General features: G+C 40.0%; 17 protein-coding genes and 1 riboswitch. Of the genes, 1 reads left to right on the top strand and 16 read right to left on the bottom strand.

The window, feature by feature from the left end; genetic code table 11:
* Positions 1-80 precede the first annotated feature (80 nt).
* Both MKX82_RS03010 and MKX82_RS03005 read right to left on the bottom strand, forming a co-directional pair.
* Positions 81-1334, bottom strand: a complete 1254-nt coding sequence (locus MKX82_RS03010; RefSeq protein ID WP_233316364.1) for a M20/M25/M40 family metallo-hydrolase — start codon at positions 1332-1334, stop codon at positions 81-83.
* A 136-nt stretch (positions 1335-1470) separates the two neighbouring features.
* Positions 1471-2298 (bottom strand): SAM hydrolase/SAM-dependent halogenase family protein, encoded by an 828-nt coding sequence (locus tag MKX82_RS03005; RefSeq protein WP_311315912.1) that lies wholly within the window; start codon positions 2296-2298, stop codon positions 1471-1473.
* A gap of 178 nt (positions 2299-2476) precedes the next feature.
* A riboswitch (PreQ1 riboswitch) is annotated at positions 2477-2521 on the top strand.
* Positions 2522-2528: 7 nt separating this feature from the next.
* On the opposite strand from MKX82_RS03005, the gene MKX82_RS03000 reads away from it, so the two are divergent.
* On the top strand, positions 2529-3050 hold the full coding sequence (locus MKX82_RS03000) for a QueT transporter family protein (RefSeq protein WP_237940715.1): 522 nt from the start codon (positions 2529-2531) through the stop codon (positions 3048-3050).
* A 41-nt stretch (positions 3051-3091) separates the two neighbouring features.
* Here MKX82_RS03000 and MKX82_RS02995 read toward each other — a convergent pair whose 3' ends face one another.
* From MKX82_RS02995 to MKX82_RS02930, 14 genes are all read right to left on the bottom strand, one after another.
* Entirely contained in the window at positions 3092-3361 is a 270-nt protein-coding gene (locus MKX82_RS02995; RefSeq protein WP_341074929.1) for a GNAT family N-acetyltransferase, read from the bottom strand.
* Between the two features lie 13 nt (positions 3362-3374).
* A complete protein-coding gene (locus MKX82_RS02990; protein WP_341074927.1) occupies positions 3375-3572 on the bottom strand; it encodes a hypothetical protein in 198 nt (65 codons plus the stop codon).
* A gap of 18 nt (positions 3573-3590) precedes the next feature.
* Positions 3591-4670, bottom strand: coding sequence for a toxic anion resistance protein (locus MKX82_RS02985; protein WP_237940713.1), 1080 nt, complete (start codon positions 4668-4670; stop codon positions 3591-3593).
* Positions 4667-5326 carry a 5-bromo-4-chloroindolyl phosphate hydrolysis family protein gene (locus MKX82_RS02980; RefSeq protein WP_341074925.1) on the bottom strand — a complete coding sequence of 220 codons (660 nt, stop codon included), beginning with the start codon at positions 5324-5326 and terminating at the stop codon, positions 4667-4669. The genes MKX82_RS02985 and MKX82_RS02980 overlap by 4 nt, the downstream gene beginning before the upstream one ends.
* A gap of 260 nt (positions 5327-5586) precedes the next feature.
* On the bottom strand, positions 5587-6819 hold the full coding sequence (locus MKX82_RS02975; RefSeq protein WP_233316359.1) for an L-lactate MFS transporter: 1233 nt from the start codon (positions 6817-6819) through the stop codon (positions 5587-5589).
* 152 nt (positions 6820-6971) lie between these two features.
* Positions 6972-7721: a LytR/AlgR family response regulator transcription factor gene (locus MKX82_RS02970; RefSeq protein WP_233316358.1), complete on the bottom strand. Its 750-nt coding sequence runs from the start codon at positions 7719-7721 to the stop codon at positions 6972-6974.
* On the bottom strand, positions 7718-9385 hold the full coding sequence (locus tag MKX82_RS02965; protein ID WP_341074923.1) for a sensor histidine kinase: 1668 nt from the start codon (positions 9383-9385) through the stop codon (positions 7718-7720). The genes MKX82_RS02970 and MKX82_RS02965 overlap by 4 nt, the downstream gene beginning before the upstream one ends.
* Positions 9386-9520: 135 nt before the next feature.
* On the bottom strand, positions 9521-10441 hold the full coding sequence (gene opp4C, locus MKX82_RS02960) for an oligopeptide ABC transporter permease (protein ID WP_233316356.1): 921 nt from the start codon (positions 10439-10441) through the stop codon (positions 9521-9523).
* Positions 10442-10453: 12 nt separating this feature from the next.
* Positions 10454-11416, bottom strand: coding sequence for an ABC transporter permease (locus MKX82_RS02955; protein ID WP_233316355.1), 963 nt, complete (start codon positions 11414-11416; stop codon positions 10454-10456).
* A gap of 229 nt (positions 11417-11645) precedes the next feature.
* Entirely contained in the window at positions 11646-13379 is a 1734-nt protein-coding gene (locus tag MKX82_RS02950; protein WP_341074920.1) for a peptide-binding protein, read from the bottom strand.
* Positions 13380-13464: 85 nt separating this feature from the next.
* Entirely contained in the window at positions 13465-14469 is a 1005-nt protein-coding gene (locus MKX82_RS02945; protein WP_233316418.1) for an ABC transporter ATP-binding protein, read from the bottom strand.
* A gap of 24 nt (positions 14470-14493) precedes the next feature.
* Positions 14494-15465: an ABC transporter ATP-binding protein gene (locus MKX82_RS02940; protein ID WP_233316353.1), complete on the bottom strand. Its 972-nt coding sequence runs from the start codon at positions 15463-15465 to the stop codon at positions 14494-14496.
* Positions 15466-16239: 774 nt separating this feature from the next.
* A complete protein-coding gene (locus MKX82_RS02935) occupies positions 16240-16413 on the bottom strand; it encodes a hypothetical protein (RefSeq protein WP_233316352.1) in 174 nt (57 codons plus the stop codon).
* Between the two features lie 168 nt (positions 16414-16581).
* On the bottom strand, positions 16582-17196 hold the full coding sequence (locus tag MKX82_RS02930) for an acetate uptake transporter (RefSeq protein ID WP_237940711.1): 615 nt from the start codon (positions 17194-17196) through the stop codon (positions 16582-16584).
* Positions 17197-17293: the final 97 nt, after the last annotated feature.

The following is a 17293-nucleotide window of genomic DNA, read 5'->3' as shown; positions in this document are numbered from 1 at the left end:
TAAAAGTTTCCCAAAAAATTTTTAGGAACGGCTTTTTACACACAAAAAAAGCAGAGAAACTTAGTTCTCTGCTTTATCTATTATTTCTTTGATAGTAATGGTGCTGTTACATCTCTCATTCCTACTAGTCCTAATATCGTCAAAAAGATATTTTGCGGTCCGATATGGGCATCTGTTGGATCGAAATACTCCTCTAAAGTGTGAAAACCGCCGCTGTTACTGCCACCGCCACCTAATGTCACAGCAGGAATGCCAAGGCTGATCGGTACATTGGAATCTGTGCTGAAGGCTTGTGACAGCACAGGGTTCAAGCCGAGAGAAGCTGCTGCTGCAATCGTTGTCTGCACAATTTCTCCTTCTGGGCTTTGTGCGCCTGCCGGTCTGTCACCTACCTGCTTAATTGTCACTTCAATCGCTGTCTTTTCACTGTTCCAGCGATTGTTCTCCTCTTCTGCCGAGTTGTGGAGAATATCCATGACCTGCTCTTCGAGACGAATAAGCTCTTCTGCAGAATTAGAACGCATATCAAGCATCATGCTGGCTTCTTCGGCAATTGTATTTACTGAAGTGCCGCCTGTTATCGTACCGACATTAAAGGTTGTTTTCGGTTCGTCAGGCGTTTTTATATCACCGATCTTACTGATTGCTCTGCCGAGTGCATGAATCGGGCTTGGGATACCAAAGTCGCCAAAGCTGTGGCCTCCTGATCCTTTATAAGTAATGTGGAAACGATGGCTTCCTGTCCCGAGATAGGTAATGCGCTCCGGATGCCCAGGCTCGATGGAAATAAAGCCGTCTATATCCGTCCTGTCCGCAAACAAGCCCTTTACTCCTCTCAAGTCGCCGAGTCCTTCCTCTCCCACTGTTGCTCCAAAAATAATATCGCCTTCTGTCTGAATGTTTGTCTCATTAAATGCTCGCACCAGTGTTAGTACAGCTGCAAGCCCGCGGCCATCATCAGAAATTCCCGGAGCAAACACCTTGCCATTCTCTCTTCTGACAACTATATCTGTCCCATTCGGAAAAACAGTATCCAAGTGAGCACATACGAAAATTCTTGGACCTTTACCAGTGCCAGGGCGAATTCCAAACACATTGCCGTGTCTGTCTTCCTGAATATCGTCAAGACCAAGAAGCTCCAGCTTCGCCTTATAAACCCTGCCTCTTTCCGCTTCCATAAAAGAAGGCGCCGGTATTTTTGTGAGCTCAATCTGCTCCTCCAGCGTTGCATCTGCATCCTTTAGCAAATACTCCAGCCCTTTTTGCACAAGGGAATGTTCCAGCAATTGATCAAATACACCTTTCGTTTTCACAGCAGCAACTTGTTCTCTCAAAAATTACCCCTTCTTTCATTTATTTCGTTTTACAAAATAGAATATTTTTATTATATTCTAAATTTTCTATAAATACTATCTTTCTTTTATAAAAACAAAAAAACCAGACCGCTATAAACGCGTCTGGTTATCTTATTTATTTCTCTACTAGTATTCTCCACTCATTGCCTGTTCCTAAATTATATCTATTTGCCATCGACTTCTGGTTAATAGCGAGACTGAAATAATGAAGAGAATTCAAGTAGGCAATAGGTTCGCCAATAGCAGCGTCAGCAAAAGAATGACCAAAAAGAACTTTATCCTTGAAGATTTCTTCCTTATTATAATTGATTGTGACAGTTAATGTATCTCCATATTTTACTCCGCTTTGTTTTACCATAGACGCCGGGATATTCGTCCATATATTTCCGAACCGATTATCATGTATCTCAATAATGCCATTAAGCTCATTATTAGCCAGTACCGCTTTTACAACAGGCAATGTTACAACTGCTTCCTTTTCTGTGGAGTGTCCGATATCTTGGTAGCTTATTTGTCCTGAAGCAAGTCTCGCACCTGTATAGGCATAAATATCTCTGCCATGAAAAGTGTATGACTCACCGCTGTTTGGAAGGCGATTCTTTGTTTCATCAAGCACGCGAACTTCTTCTATTGCATGAAGCATATGTGTAATCGTGCCATTGTCAGGCGTGATTATGTAATGGCCTTCTAAAGTTTTTACAACGATACTCTTTCTGTCTGATCCAACGCCTGGATCTACTACAGAAACAAATACAGTTCCTTTCGGCCAGTAAGACACAGTTTGTAGAAGGCGATAAGAAGCCTCCCATATATTAAAAGGGGGAATATCATGTGTCAGGTCAAAAATGCGCAAATCAGGTTGAACGGAATTGGCCACTCCATACATAGCTGAAACGGCTCCGTCACTTAAACCAAAGTCAGATTGCAATACTAATGCTTTCACTAAATCACCATTCCTCTCAAAGCTGCATTTTACAATTGGCTAATATTTATTATATGTGTGAAGAGAAAACATATTATGCACACCACAGTGCGTAGGGCTATTAATTATATTAGGATAAAATTATATTGACTCACATACCCTTTTAATGTAGGATTATTGTTTGGTTTTATAATATTTTCATATCGTGGTTCGTAACCATCCCACGTAAAAAAACTAAGGGAGAGAAAAAAATGAATACAAAAACACTTGCAGTAAACGGTGTGATTGCAGCATTGTACATTGCTGTCACTGTTGCAATTGCTCCATTCGGCTTTACGAATGTCCAGTTTCGCTTATCCGAAATGTTTAATCATCTTGTTGTCTTCAATAAGAAATACATTTACGGAATAGTTGCTGGAGTATTTCTAGCTAATTTATTCTTTTCGCCAATGGTTCCTTATGACCTTATATTTGGTGTTGGCCAGTCTATTATCAGTTTGCTTATTACCATAGTAGTTGGTCGCTATGTAAAAAACATTGTTAAGCGTATGATTATTAATACTATCGTGTTTACCTTCACGATGTTTATTATTGCCTTTGAATTGCATTTAGCATTGGACTTTCCATTCTGGGCAACATGGCTTACAACAGCAGTCGGCGAATTTGTCGTCCTTGCAGTCGGGATTCCGATCATCTACGTTATCAATAAGCGAGTTGATTTTGCTTCCTTGATAAATGGAACGAAAAGAACTTATTCTCCATCAAGAGATTAAAATATAACAAAATCACCTTAAAGATTTTAGGGTGATTTTTTTTATATGTTCTTGTGTAAAACCAGCTGGTGGCCGGCACTTCCGGCAGCACGCAGTCCTCTGTCTGCAAAGCCTGCCTTCTCATAAACATGCTGTGCAGCCTCATTGTCCTCGTTAACGGCAAGAATCAGTTCATCTGCAGAAGGAAACGAGCCCTTTATGAACTCAGGAAGTTGCTTTAGCATGCTTCCAGCAAATCCTCTACCCTGGTAACTTGCTTCAATCGAATAGGCGCGCAGCAATATGGCGTTCTTATTGCTGTGGTATTCCATCACACCTTTCCCTTTATTCAGAACGGAAAAAACCTGCAAGCTGCAAATCCCATAGCAGCAGAAACGGATATCTATCTTTATCTGTGTCACATTGTTCCATTGCAGCAAGAGGCATGGCCGTCCACTGCTCCTGCCCCTTTTTCAAGCGGTAATTTTTTAAAAGTATCCGATTCGCATCAGTGCATGGAACGATCTTAAGCTTTGCTTCCATCTTTACCACTCCTGCCTGCTATTTATCAAGCTGAATGACCGTTTTTAATTCGTGTTCCGCCTGCTGTCTTGTTTGGCTGCCGTCTACCTGGATGGCGATTGTTTCTTCAATTGCAGACAAAAGCTTTTGCTGAGTTTCTTTCAGTTCAGCAATCTCTAGGATTTGCCCCTGACTGCCGCTTGCATTCATACGGATCATTTCTGTGTTCTTTTCAATAATATTACCTGTGGCGTTGCGGAGACTGCTTTCTGTTTCCATTGCATGCTTTTGCCTCAATAATGTTAATGCAATGGACAGTTGATTTCTCCACAGGGGAATTGCTGTCATAATGGAAGACTGGATTTTCTCCACAACGGTCTGGTTTGTTTGCTGAATCAGTCTGATTTGAGGTGCTGTCTGGATGGTAATTTGTCTGCTGATTTTTAAATCGTAGATGCGTTTCTCCAACCTTTCAGCAAAGTCCTCCATATCCTCTGCCTCCTGCATTTTCATTTCGTCCTGAAGCTCTAATGCAAGCTTTCTCTTGTCTGGGATTATTTGCTCCTTTACCTCTGCAAGCTTTGTTTCTGCAGCTGCAATCAGTATATTTAGATCATGGAAATACTTTTTGTTGCTTTCATAAAGCTGCTCCAGCAAATGAATATCTGAGATAAGCAAATTTTTGCTTCTTGTAAGCCTTACGCTAATCCTGTCAATCTGAGCACTTGTTTTTTGATATTGAGACAGTATCTCCTGCACAGAAGACTTTGCTCTGCCGAAAAGACGAGAAAACAGCCCCTTCTTTTTAACCGATAATTCATCAGGATTGATGTCATCAAGCCGCACCATTAAATCCTTCATAATACTGCTTACTTCTCCTACATCCTTTCTTTGGACATGGTCAATCATCGTCTGTGAAAAAGTAAGGAGCCGTTTTTGCGCATCATGTCCGAAATTTATCAGGGCATGATGACTGGACCAATCGAGGCTATCGGCAAGCGCTTTCGCTTCAAGCTGCTCTTGTTCAGATAAAACAGGAAAAAGGCGATGTGAATTCGCCTTTTCTGCAGGACTATTCTGCAAGCTCTCGTTTAATTGAATTTCATCCCTTTCGGTCATTTTAACCTCCTGCTTTCATCAATTGGCTTATTATCTAATTTCTTGCTGTCCAACGTATGACGAACTACATCCATCTCGAAATGCAAGTCATCGATGTCATCTGCAAGAATCTCATGAAGATCCTCCTCCAGTGTGAATGACAGCTTCTCTAAAGTAATTCTCGTTTCAGTCAGCGTTTCCTGCAAATCATAATTTTTCTTTGGCTGGGCAGAAAGCAAAGCGTATTTTTCCGCTATTTCTACAGCAGAATCCAAGTGGGAATAATAGAACTTTTCCGCCTTGTAGAATCTTTTCGGCTCCTGTTTTGTCAAACGGTAGATTTTTTTCGTCACCCTGATAAAATCAATTCTCTTCTTTATAGACGGCAAATGGCGGATTTGTAACATCGCCCGATTAAGCCTCGCTATCTTGCTGTTTGCTTCTTTAAGCTGTTTTTGAATAAACTTATACTCTTTTCTTGTCAAAGCATGCTTCTTTAAAAATCTGTGGGAGCTGATTCCATCGGCTAGGAAATAAGCAGCGGTCCCGAGGCCCACCGCATATATGACTGATAGGAAGAAACCTTGATTGAATGCAAACATGCTAACAAACCAAGTCAATATCCCTGTTGGCAGCGCAACACCTGTTCGGATGAGAAAAAGCAAAAATGAGTTCAATTTGATCGACTCCTGACTTTACGTCTTTTATTTTTATACGAACTATGTGAAAAAAAGGTTTCAATTATATTACTCTTATGCTTATACAATAACGGATAAGCAATATTTTTTCCATAGACTTAAAAAGGAATCGCATCTAAGACTTAAGACGTAATTATCATAAAACAGCTCCTTTCCTTATGCATATACGAACTCTCTCAAAAACATGCAAAAAACCCTCTAAAGAAATATCCTTAGAGGGACTAGCAACTATTTACATATCAGTACTTGTGTGAAGGCTGCATGTTAGGCAGCTTCTGATTAGATTTTCTTTCCGCTTTACCTTGGTATGGCGGTTTGATTGTGAATGCAATTACCAAGGAGATAATGCAGAGAATCGTCAAGATAATGAAGGTTGGAATAAATCCTCCTAAAAGTGCTGCAATAAAGGAACCGGCCAATGCACCGATGCCAAAACCTTGATAGATTACACCGTAGTTTTTGCTTTGATTCTTTAATCCGAAGAAGTCTGCTACAATCGTAGGGAATACAGTAATGTTTCCACCAAAGCAGAAGGCAATAACCGCAACACAAGCAAAGAATATCGGGAAGTTTAATGGAACAAAGCTCAATGTTGCTACAGCAATTGCCGTTGCGAATAATGCACCTGAAACAACTTTCAATCTGCCGACTTTATCTGACAGCGCTCCTAAAACTATACGGCCTGTCGTATTAAAGATTGCAACTAATGCTACTGCATTTGCAGCAGTTGCTGCATCGAGACCTGCAAGACTAACACCGATATCCTTAACAATACCAATCAAGTATAGTCCGCTCATGCATGCTGTAAAGAAAATGACGAACAGCAGGTATGCCTGTTTTGTCTTCAGCATTTCCTTCACTGTATAATCCTTTGTAGCAACATTTCCTGCTGCTGCACTTGAAGTAACCTTTGCTTCTCTCACTAGGAAAGAGCCGCCGACTACCATAATCAGAACGATGATACCCCAAAATAAGAAGGCTGACGTTACACCGTATGCACTTATAAAATGTCCATTAATATACTTAAACACAAGACTTCCAGTTCCGTATGCTCCTACTGAAATACCTGAAATAAGACCTTTTTTCTCTGGGAACCACTTAATTAAATTCGATAATGTTGTAATATACGCTGTACCATCGGCAAAGCCGACAACCACTCCTGCAAGCACATAAAGCATTCCGAGTGATGAAGCTTGAGAGCTAAGAATCAACCCTACGCCGAGCAATATACCTGATGCAGCGATTAGGCGGCGAATTCCCCATTTATCCTGCAGGCGCCCTGCAAACAATGTCGCAAATGCCAATGCGAAGCTAGTAATAGAAAAGGTGATAGCAACAGAGCTTAATTTCCAGCCAAATGCATCAACAAGCGGCTGATTGAACAAGCTCCACGTATATATTGTACCAAGACCCATTTGAACAATGATTGTACCGATGACAATTAACAGCCGGTTTTCTGTGCGGTTTTTCATCTGAAATCTCCTCTTTTCCTCGTTTCGGTTCTTCCTATATAAAACTCTTAACTTAAGATTTAAGCGTTTTCTTTATAGGAGGATTATACCTCCGAAACTATTCATAAAATCGTTTTCAGAATGAATTGCAAAGATTTCGGAATGAATTGCATTTATAGCTGCATAATTTGTCGGAATTCCTTTACCTTGCTTCTGCTTACAGGCACCTCTCCTTTAATGTCTTTTAATCTTAAAATATACGTATGATTAAACCAAGGGACAATCTCATGGATCTTTGTAAGATTGACTGTATAAGAGCGATGGCATTTAAAGAACGAATCTTCAGGAAGCTTTGCATGAAATTCTGAAATACTCATCGGCATCATATATTCATCTGTTTTCGTATAGACAATCGTCACCTTCTCACTTGCAGAAGCATAGTAAATATCGTTCACATCTGTTACAATAATATTTTCATTTTTACGGAGATTGATTCTCCTGCTGGCTCCTTGATCTGCAGCAGGCTCCTTTTCTCCCTTGTCTTCCTCTTTGCCATAGTCCTTCTCAAAAGCTGTCTCCAGCTTTCTCAGCATTGCGGCAATTCTTTTTTCATCATAAGGTTTTAAAATATAATCGAACGCTTCAAGCTCAAAAGCTTGCGCTGCATGCTCCTTATAGGCTGTCGTAAAAATAATATACGGCTTTTTTGCAAACAAACTGATATTGCCGGCAAGGAGCATGCCATCAAGTGATGGGATATTGATATCAAGAAATATCGCGTCTACTTCCTCCTCCTGTAAAAACTTAAGGACATCAAGCCCATCCTCAAAAGCACCAACAATTTCAATACCACTATGTGTTTCGATTAAATATTCCAGCTCTTCTTTTGCTGGAATTTCATCCTCTACAATTATTGCTCTCATTGTTTCTCCTTTGTTATGTCAAAATATACTTTTGTACCAGGATTCAATCTTTCAATCACAAGTCCTTTTCCATAAATCAGCTTCACTCTTTCATGCACATTGGAAAGACCTATTTGTTTGGATGACATTTCGCCGCGGTACAGCTTATCAATGATTTCCTGTTTAATTCCTTCACCTGTATCCTCCACACTGACCCTGATAGTTTCCTCTTTGTCCTCAACTGAAATAGTGATAAGGCCAGGTACTTTTCTTTTCAATATTCCATGGACAACGGCATTCTCAACCAATGGCTGGATAAGAAGGCTCGGCACTTTAATGTGAACATCATCTATATGGTATTCAACTTGCAGCTTGCTGCCAAACCGAGCCTTTTCAATATCTATATAATCCTGGACTTGCTGTAAAGCAAGATGAATGTCAATTAATTCATCTCCTACCTCTAAGTTATATCTCATATATCCAGATAAACTGATTATCAATTCCCGAGCTTTTTCGGGATTTCGTCTTGTAGTTGAAGCAATTGCATTTAACGCATTGAACAAAAAATGTGGATTGATTTTTGTCTGTAATGCCTTCAATTCAGCTTTATTGGCTGCTTCCTTTATTTGTTCGACTCTGGAAACCTCCATTAATGTAGAAATTATTTGGGCAAGCCCAATCGCCATCGTTTGAAGTGTATGAGTGATAGTATATGCTTTGCGGTAGTAAATCTTTAATGTACCAGTTACCACTCCTCTTTCTTCAAGAGGGATGATTAGCAAACAATGAATTTGCGGTGTATGATGGTCTGCAATATTATTGCGGATTGTTATCTTGCCGCTGCTTATCGTTTCCTTCGTTAAGCCACTGATAATTTCATGTCCGTTTTTATATTTTTCTTCACCAAAGCCGACATATGCAAGAACATCCATCGTATCGGTGATAGCCACAGCATCTGCTTTAATCTCCTTCTGGATAATCTTGCAGATCTTATGAAGCGATTCACTGTTGATAGACCGAAAATACGGCAAGGTTTTGTTAGCAATACCTAATGCCAGCTGTGCCTGCTTTGCAGCAATTCTCTCTTTCTCTCCTTCAACACTCGCAATCATCAAGACGATAAAGCCAATGCTGACTTGTCCTAATATCATCGGCAGAGCGATTTTAGCAACAATATCCACACCTAGAGAGAACGGCTCTGCCATCACAAGAATAAGCACCATTGTCAGCATTTCGCAAATCATACCAGCAATGATTCCGTATACCCATCTCTTTTGTTTCTTTACACGGAAATAAATAATGCCCGCAACAATCCCTGCCAAAATGCTTGTTATTAAACAAGGCACAGAGGTGACCCCGCCTATATCAATTAAATAACGATGAACACCTGACACAATTCCAGTGATGATTCCGACCCACGGTCCAAATAAAATCCCGCCGGACATAACTGCAATAATGCGGATATTAACAATCGAACCTTCTACCTCGATTCCCGAATACGTGCCAAACAAAGCGAAGGCGCAAAATATGATCGTAATCAGCGTCAATTCTGTTGGAGAATGATTTTCCTTCTGCAATGTTTCCTTAAATTTCGGCACTCTTGATAAAAAAAACAGCGTAATAAGCAGTAATGCTGCCCTCTCAATTAATTGAATGAGCATTTGAATTTCCATTGACGCATACATCTGTAATCCTCCTCTTGATGCCATTATGTTATGTATGTATTTTCTTCTATTATATATTAGCAATAAACAAGGTTAGCTTCATCTGTTTCCAGATAAAAGAAAAAAACCTGCCAAATCATTAGCAGGTTTTCCTCATTAACGCTTATTGCTTTTTGGATCAAGTGCGTCGCGAAGACCGTCTCCAATAAAGTTGATGCAAAGTACCGTGACAAATATACAAAGTCCTGGCGGTATCCATGCTTCAGGGCTGTTCCGTAAAATACGGATGCTTTGTGCTTCAGAAATCATATTCCCCCATGTTGGTGTTGGCTGCGGTATTCCAAAACCGATGAAGCTCATGGCAGATTCAATGATAATATAAGTTGCCATCATCAATGTAGCGTTAACTACAATCGGCCCAATAGCATTCGGAATAAAATGCTTAAAAATAATGCGGAAATCGCTTGCGCCGATTGCCTTTGCTCCTTGAACAAATTCCTGCTCCCTCAAGGACAAATACGTTCCCCTGATTATCCTCGTTAAATTCGGCCACGAGGTTATCGCAATGATTGCAACGAAGCTGCCGATTGACACCTTTGGCATAATAGAAACTACTGTTAAAGCAATAACGATAAATGGAAGCATCATGATGATATCAGCGATACGCATGATGATCGCATCAACAATTCCGCCATAGTAGCCGGCAATGGAGCCTAACAGCACACCAATTACTAACGTACAAACCATCGCAGAGAATCCTACGATAAGAGAAATTCGTCCTCCATATAATAGACGAGCAAGATTATCCCTTCCTGAGCCATCATTGCCGAGCGGGTGATCAGCGCTTGGTCCCCGTTCAACCAACAGCAAATTTGACTTAGTTGGACTTTGGTCTGTAATCAGCGGTGCGAAAATGACGGCAAGGATAATAATCGTTAAAACAATAACACCAAGCACTGCTAATTTATTCTTTAAAAATCTGCCGAGTGCAATCTGGCCAGGAGTTTTACTTTTTTTATTTTCTACCTTTAAAGGTAAGTTTGGTTCTGTTTCGATCGTTTGTTGTTTCAGTTCCATTGTTCATTCACCTCACTCGTATCGAATTCTCGGGTCAACAAGACTGTAGCCGATATCTGCCAGCAGATTTCCCAGCAATGTAAAGAAGCCGATCATTAAAGCAATGACCATGATGACAGGATAATCCTTGCTGGAAATAGAGTTAATGAACAATGTCCCAAGACCAGGATATTGATATACACCCTCTGTAATGATGGCTCCCCCTAAAATGGCGCCAATCTCAAATCCAAGCAATGTCACAATCGGAATCAAGGCATTTCTTAATGTATGCTTGTACAATACTGTATTTTCTGTCATTCCTTTTGCTCTGGCTGTACGGATATAATCTCCTGACAGCACATCGAGCACCTCTGAGCGCATATAGCGAGTATATGTAGCCATTCCACCTAAACCTAATGTTAATCCAGGCAGGATTAAATGATGGATTTTATCCCAGAAAAGCTCTGCTCCTTGCAGATTCGGACTCGAGACCGTTCCTTGTGACGGGAACCAGCCGAGCTGGATGGCGAAGAAATAAATTGCCACCAAACCGAAGAAGAAACTCGGAATAGCAAGCCCAAAAAAGCTGAAGGTTGTTACTGTGTAGTCAAGTATAGAATATGGTTTTCTTGCTGAGTAAATCCCGATCGGAATGGAAAATAAAATCGTAATAAATAAAGAAAAGGTTCCTAGCGTGAGTGTATTGCTAACTCGTGATTCAAGCAAGTCAGTTACTTCACGTCCCTTATACACAATTGATTCCCCAAAGTCCCCCTGAAGCATATTTCCTAACCAGCGGAAATATTGCACATAAATTGGGTCATTCAACCCTAAAGCTTCTTTTTGCTGTTCATATACTTCTGGGTCTACATTCGGATCAAGCTTTCCAGTAAAGGGATCGCCAGGAGCCGCCTGCATTAAGCCAAACACGATGACAGTCAAAGCGAATAGCATTGGAATGAACACTAATACGCGACGAATAATATACTTATACATTGCTCCCCCTCCATTTCTTATGATGTAAATATAAAGCTGCTAAAGTTGCAGCCGGATTGAACCATTATTTGGTTCATTTCGTACAGACCGCAGCACCACACGAAATGAACCAAAATAACAAGAATTTAAAAGGGGCTTTCTTTAAGGAACAGGCCCCGCATATAAGTAAATTTCCTGTTAATATGCGGAATTTCCCAAAATACGAAAGCCCCATCTAATTAACCTTTAATTACTCAGTCACACTCCATAAATGTGTGTTGTTCAAGAATGAGTACGGCAATACATCTATGCCTTGAAGACGTTTGTTATGCGCCCATAAGCTGTTTTGAGCATACAGGATTAATGCTGGAAGATCTTCAGAGAACTTCACTTGCCATTCGCTGTATTTCTCTTTTCTGTAATCCTGTTCAAACGCATCTGGTGGTGTAAATGCGTCTTTTAACAGCTGTTCTGCTTCAGGGTTATTCCAACGGGAATAGTTGTAAGCAGCATTAGCAGACCATAAGCCGCTCGGATCTGGGTCTGTGCTGTCTAAGCTCCAGCCAAGCAAGTATAGATCCCAATCTTGTGCATTCTTTTCTAGGTCTTCAAAGTATGCAGCAGCTTGTTTTGGCTGACGCAAGTCAATTTTGATTCCGACAGCTTCAAGATATTCTTGAATGATTGGTGCTGATTTTTCACGAATTTGGTTTCCTAATGGATAGTTCAGGTTCAACACCCACTCTTTTCCATCTGGATCTTCACGGAAGCCGTCGCCATTTGTATCTTTATAGCCTGCTTCATCTAATAGTGATTTTGCTTTTTCTGCATCAAATGCATATTGGTTAGGCTTTGTATCATCATATGCCCAGAATTGTGTTGCGATAGGAGAGTTTTGAATTACCCCTTTGCCGTACAGCAATCCGTTGATGATCGCTTCGCGGTCAACAGCATAAGCAATTGCCTGACGGACTTTTTGATCGGATAGCTTCGTATTTTCTGTCCATTTAGATGGATCGATAGATGTGTCGCCTTGTTCACGGTGGTTAACCATCATACCTAATACTTGGTAACCAAAATCTGGCTGTTCAATAATTTCAACATTTTCATTTGCAGCAACTGTCTCATAATCTGCAGCCTGGATACCAGTTGGATCTGCTACAAAGTCCACTTCACCGCTTTCAAGCATACCTAGGATGACAGATTGGTCTACAACCTTCCACACGATGCTGTCAAGTTTAGGTGCACCTTGCCAGTAGTCGTCGTTTTTCTCTAAAACATATTGCTCGCCTTCTACAACGTCCGTTAATTTAAATGGACCAGTACCAACAATTTTGCCTGCTTTTGTTGTACCTTCAGCTTTTGGCATGTCAGCAATGGCAACATCTTTAAAGATATGCTCAGGAATGATTGGGAAGCTTGAATCAGAAAGGGCCAATACATTCGGCTCAGCGAATTTGAATGTTACAGTGTGGTCGTCAACTGCAACAACACCTTGGAATTCATCTGTTTTGCCAGTAGAGAAATCCTCATAGCCTAACAGTCTTGAAACATATTGTGTACGCAGACCGCCAGCCTCTACATAACCAGGGCTTGCAATCGATTTGTATGTAAATACAACATCGTTTGCTGTGAATGGCTCGCCATCATGCCATTTCACGTTTTCTTCTAAGTGGAATGTCACTTCTGTTTGGTCTTCGTTAAATTCCCAGTCTTTTGCTAATTTCGGAATAAAATCAAGGTTCTTATCTTGTCCTAATAATCCTTCATGCGTTAAAGTTAAGATATTGTTTTCATATGCATCAGCATAGAAAATTGGGTTGAATAAACCAGCAGGAGCTGTATCCATCGCACCAGTTACCGTGCCTCCATCAACTGCTTCGCCAGGCTCAGAATTCGTGTTGTCGCTTGAGTTGCTGCACGCCGCCAAGATCCCGAATATTAAGGTAAAGCCTAATACAAGTAACCAATTTTTCTTTTTCAACGTCTTTCCCCCTTAAAATAATTATCTGTAGAAAAAGCAAACCAAACTCAAAATCGACACACCACCTCCTTAAACGGCAGAATACTCAGTCTTCCTTCGTGTATAAGTGACAAGCAACGAAGTGGCCTTCTGACACTTCCGTCAAATCAGGGCGCACGATTGCACATCTTTCATGCGCTTTCGGACAGCGTGTTCTGAATGTACAGCCTGTCGGTGGATTGGACGGGCTTGGCAAATCCCCTTTGAGGATAATCTTTTCTCTCTTTCTTGTTACATCCGTTGTCGGAACTGCGGATAAAAGCGCCTGTGTATATGGATGAAGCGGTGTTTCATATAGACCTTTTTTCGGTGCCAATTCCGCTATCCTTCCTAAATACATGACTGCGACACGGTCACTTATATGTTTAACAACACTCAAATCATGGGCAATAAATAGATAGGTTAAATTGAATTCTTCCTGAAGATCTGCCATCAAGTTAAGCACCTGTGCCTGAATGGAAACATCTAATGCAGAAACTGGCTCATCACAGACAATGAATTTAGGATTCAGCGCTAGTGCTCTCGCGATGCTGATCCGCTGTCTTTGTCCACCGGAAAACTCATGAGGATACTTCGATTTCGCATCTGCCCGAAGCCCTACCTTCTCAAGTAAGCTGATTGCTTTTTCTTCCCGCTCACGTCGGTTTAAGTTCGTCTGAACTAGCAGCGGCTCTTCAATCAGCTCTTGAACACTCATTTTTCCATTTAATGAGGCAAATGGATCTTGAAATACAATCTGCATATCCTTTCTAATGGGGCGCATCTTTCTGTTGTTTAAAGTTGAAATATCCTTATCTTCAAAGACAATGCTGCCTTCTGTCGGATCAAGGAGTCTTAGAATAACTCGTCCTAGCGTAGATTTTCCAGAGCCTGATTCACCTACAAGTCCAAGCGTTTCCCCTCTGATAACATTTAATGAAATATCATCGACCGCCTTAACGTTGCCAACTGTATGCTTTAGGACTCCGCCCTTAATTGGAAAGTATTTTTTTATGTTTTTCGCTTGAAGTATGTAATCCTCTTCTGTCTTTTTTCGTAAATCTTGCTCCATTAATGACATAAAATTTTATTCCTCCTATTCATACAGGTAGCAGCGCACCTTATGGTTTTGTTCCACATCTAGAAGATTAGGATTGCTAACACGGCATTTATCCATTACATGTTTACAGCGGTCAGAAAAGCGGCAGCCAACAGGAAAATCATAGGCAGGCGGTACTGTCCCTTTAATAACACCAAGTCTGCTTACGTCATCCTCTAATTTCGGCAAACTTTCCAGAAGTCCATTCGTATACGGATGCTTCGGCTCAATGAACATCTTGTTTACTTCCGCCTGTTCAACAATCTGTCCGCCATACATAACCATGACCCTGTCAGCATATTCAGCTACGACACCTAAGTCATGCGTTATCAGCAGTACTGCCATGTTGAACTTTTTCTTCATCTCATCTAACAAATCCAGAATTTGCGCTTGAATCGTTACATCAAGAGCGGTTGTCGGCTCATCGGCAATCAGCAGCTTCGGCTCACATGAAATGGCAATAGCAATCATCGCACGCTGACGCATCCCTCCGGAAAGTTGGTGAGGATATTCATTAATTGTCTCTTCAGCCCTTGGGAAGCCGACAATTCTTAATAGCTCAACGGCTCTGATTCGCGCTTCTTCCTTTGAGACTTTTTTATGCTTGCGAATTGTTTCCATAAGCTGATTTCCAATCGTGAAGACTGGATTTAATGCGGTCATCGGCTCTTGGAATACCATGGCAATCTCACTGCCCCGCAGCTTTGCCATCTGTTTGTTAGAAAAGGGGACAATATCCTCGCCGTTAAAGCGAATCTGCCCTCCCTTAATTTTTCCCGGCTTTCCGACGAGCTTCATTATAGACAGTGAGGTTATACTTTTGCCTGAACCTGACTCACCAACCAGCGCCACTGTCTCACCAGGATTTATAGAGAAATCAACGCCATCCACAGCTTTTGCAACTCTGTGTTTATCTACTTGAAAATACGTTTTTAAACCTTCCACTTCTAATAACGCATGTTTAGTCATATTCTCACCTCTGCTAAAAATCCTTGAATTATTGTGTTTTAAGTTTAATTTCTTGGGTAGTAATAAATTGGTAGGATGAAATCTAATAATCAATTTTGAATTGAGGGAACTTTTTAATTAAAAAAATTATTCTGAAAATAGAAACCGTTTTGATAAATAATATAATACCTTTCTATTATTCTTGTAAAGACAAATTTTTCAGAAAAATAGATTTTTTGTAGAATCATCTAGGTTTTTAGTAGAAATCCCCACTGTTTTCCTCCATTTCTACTATTGTAGATACAACTCTCTAAAACGAAATACAGTATACAAATATAATAACTATTCTAAACAGCTATCCATTCATGATTTAAATCCTGTGCAACTAACAACTAATATAATTATAGTGAAAACTTGATGTAACTGAATGAGAAACAAAAATCGACAATTAATAAAGACAATTGTTTCTTTAGGGTGGACAACAAATGTCCACAACTAAACCGATAAAATATATTGATATAACAATAAAACTCCTACTAAAATACCGTTTATTGTTTCTAAACTTAAAATAATTAAATTATCCTTTTTATATATTAAAAAAGAAATTTAACTATAAATACGTCCAAACATTATTAAATATGTGTAAAAAAACGTTCAGGTGAATAATATTATTCCTTTTTATTGTTATCTATTTAAAGGATTAACGGGGAAAAGGAAGCCAAAAAAGCCTCCTTCATAGATAGGGGGAGGAGATAGTTTTGGATTATTGCAGTATGTATGTAAACTAAGAGATGATTATCGGGACATAAGCTTATCCATAATATCATCGCTAAGCTCCTTCATGATTTCCTGTTGTGAAATGAGGTCGGCGTCCTTCATCATCTGCAAATAAAGAGCCGTTTGCAGCAGCAAAGATTTTGCTTCCTCTTCCGAAAGGTCTTTTATGTTTTTTTGAAGCTCACTAATCATATATACCTCCATCATCAGCATGTCACTATATCGCCAATTACTTATTTTAACGAAATATTATAGAATTTTCCATTAGAAATGCCAACAAATCCTCTAGGTATTGCTTTAATATAGATAAATTATTTTGAGCAAAAAAAAGAGCCTATAGATAGACTCTTTTTCGTAATCTTATTTAAAAACGCCAAAAGGTTTTCCGATTGGCAGTACCGTTTTTCCAAAATGAGTATTCAGCACAATCGCGCCACATCCATAGAAGGATAACAGGGCAATACAAAGCTCTGCCACACCTGCAATCATATGTGTCACTTCATACATCACATCAAAAGAACTTAAGGACAATCCAATAAATAATATATCAATAAAAACAAAGATAAAGAATAATACCTTATGTGTTTCCATTGCCCCAATTGTCATGAAAAGGCTGAAAATTAAATAGCCGATAAATGCAAAGCCCAGCTGTTTAGGGTCAACATTTTGCGCCAATACCTCGCCAAACGCTCCAAGTTGGATTAACCAGGAAAAGCCTACGCCAAACCAGAATAGACCAAATGCTGCAAAAGCAGTTGTTCCAAAAATATTATTATGCTTCGCATCAAGCAAAGCAGCGATCAATTGAGCCAATCCACCCAAAAAGAACGCCCACGGCAGAATAAAAGATAACCCTTCTGTTAAACCAAGTTTTTGTGAAGATGCCACCAATGTCACCATTGCTAGACCGAATAGTCCAAGTGCAGATGGATCTGCCGTCACCATTTTTACTTGGGTATAATTCTTGTTGCTCATAAATTCCTCCTATAATAAAAAAACATACTTATGTAATGTATAAGATTAGCAGGAGTGTGTCAATCCTATTTTTCATAAAAAAACATCCTTGCAATAG

The organism is Niallia sp. FSL R7-0271 (genome assembly GCF_038005785.1).
Lineage (GTDB): Bacteria > Bacillota > Bacilli > Bacillales > Cytobacillaceae > Niallia.
Note: the sequence above shows the minus strand (reverse complement) of the source record. Positions and strands in the feature narration are given on the sequence as shown.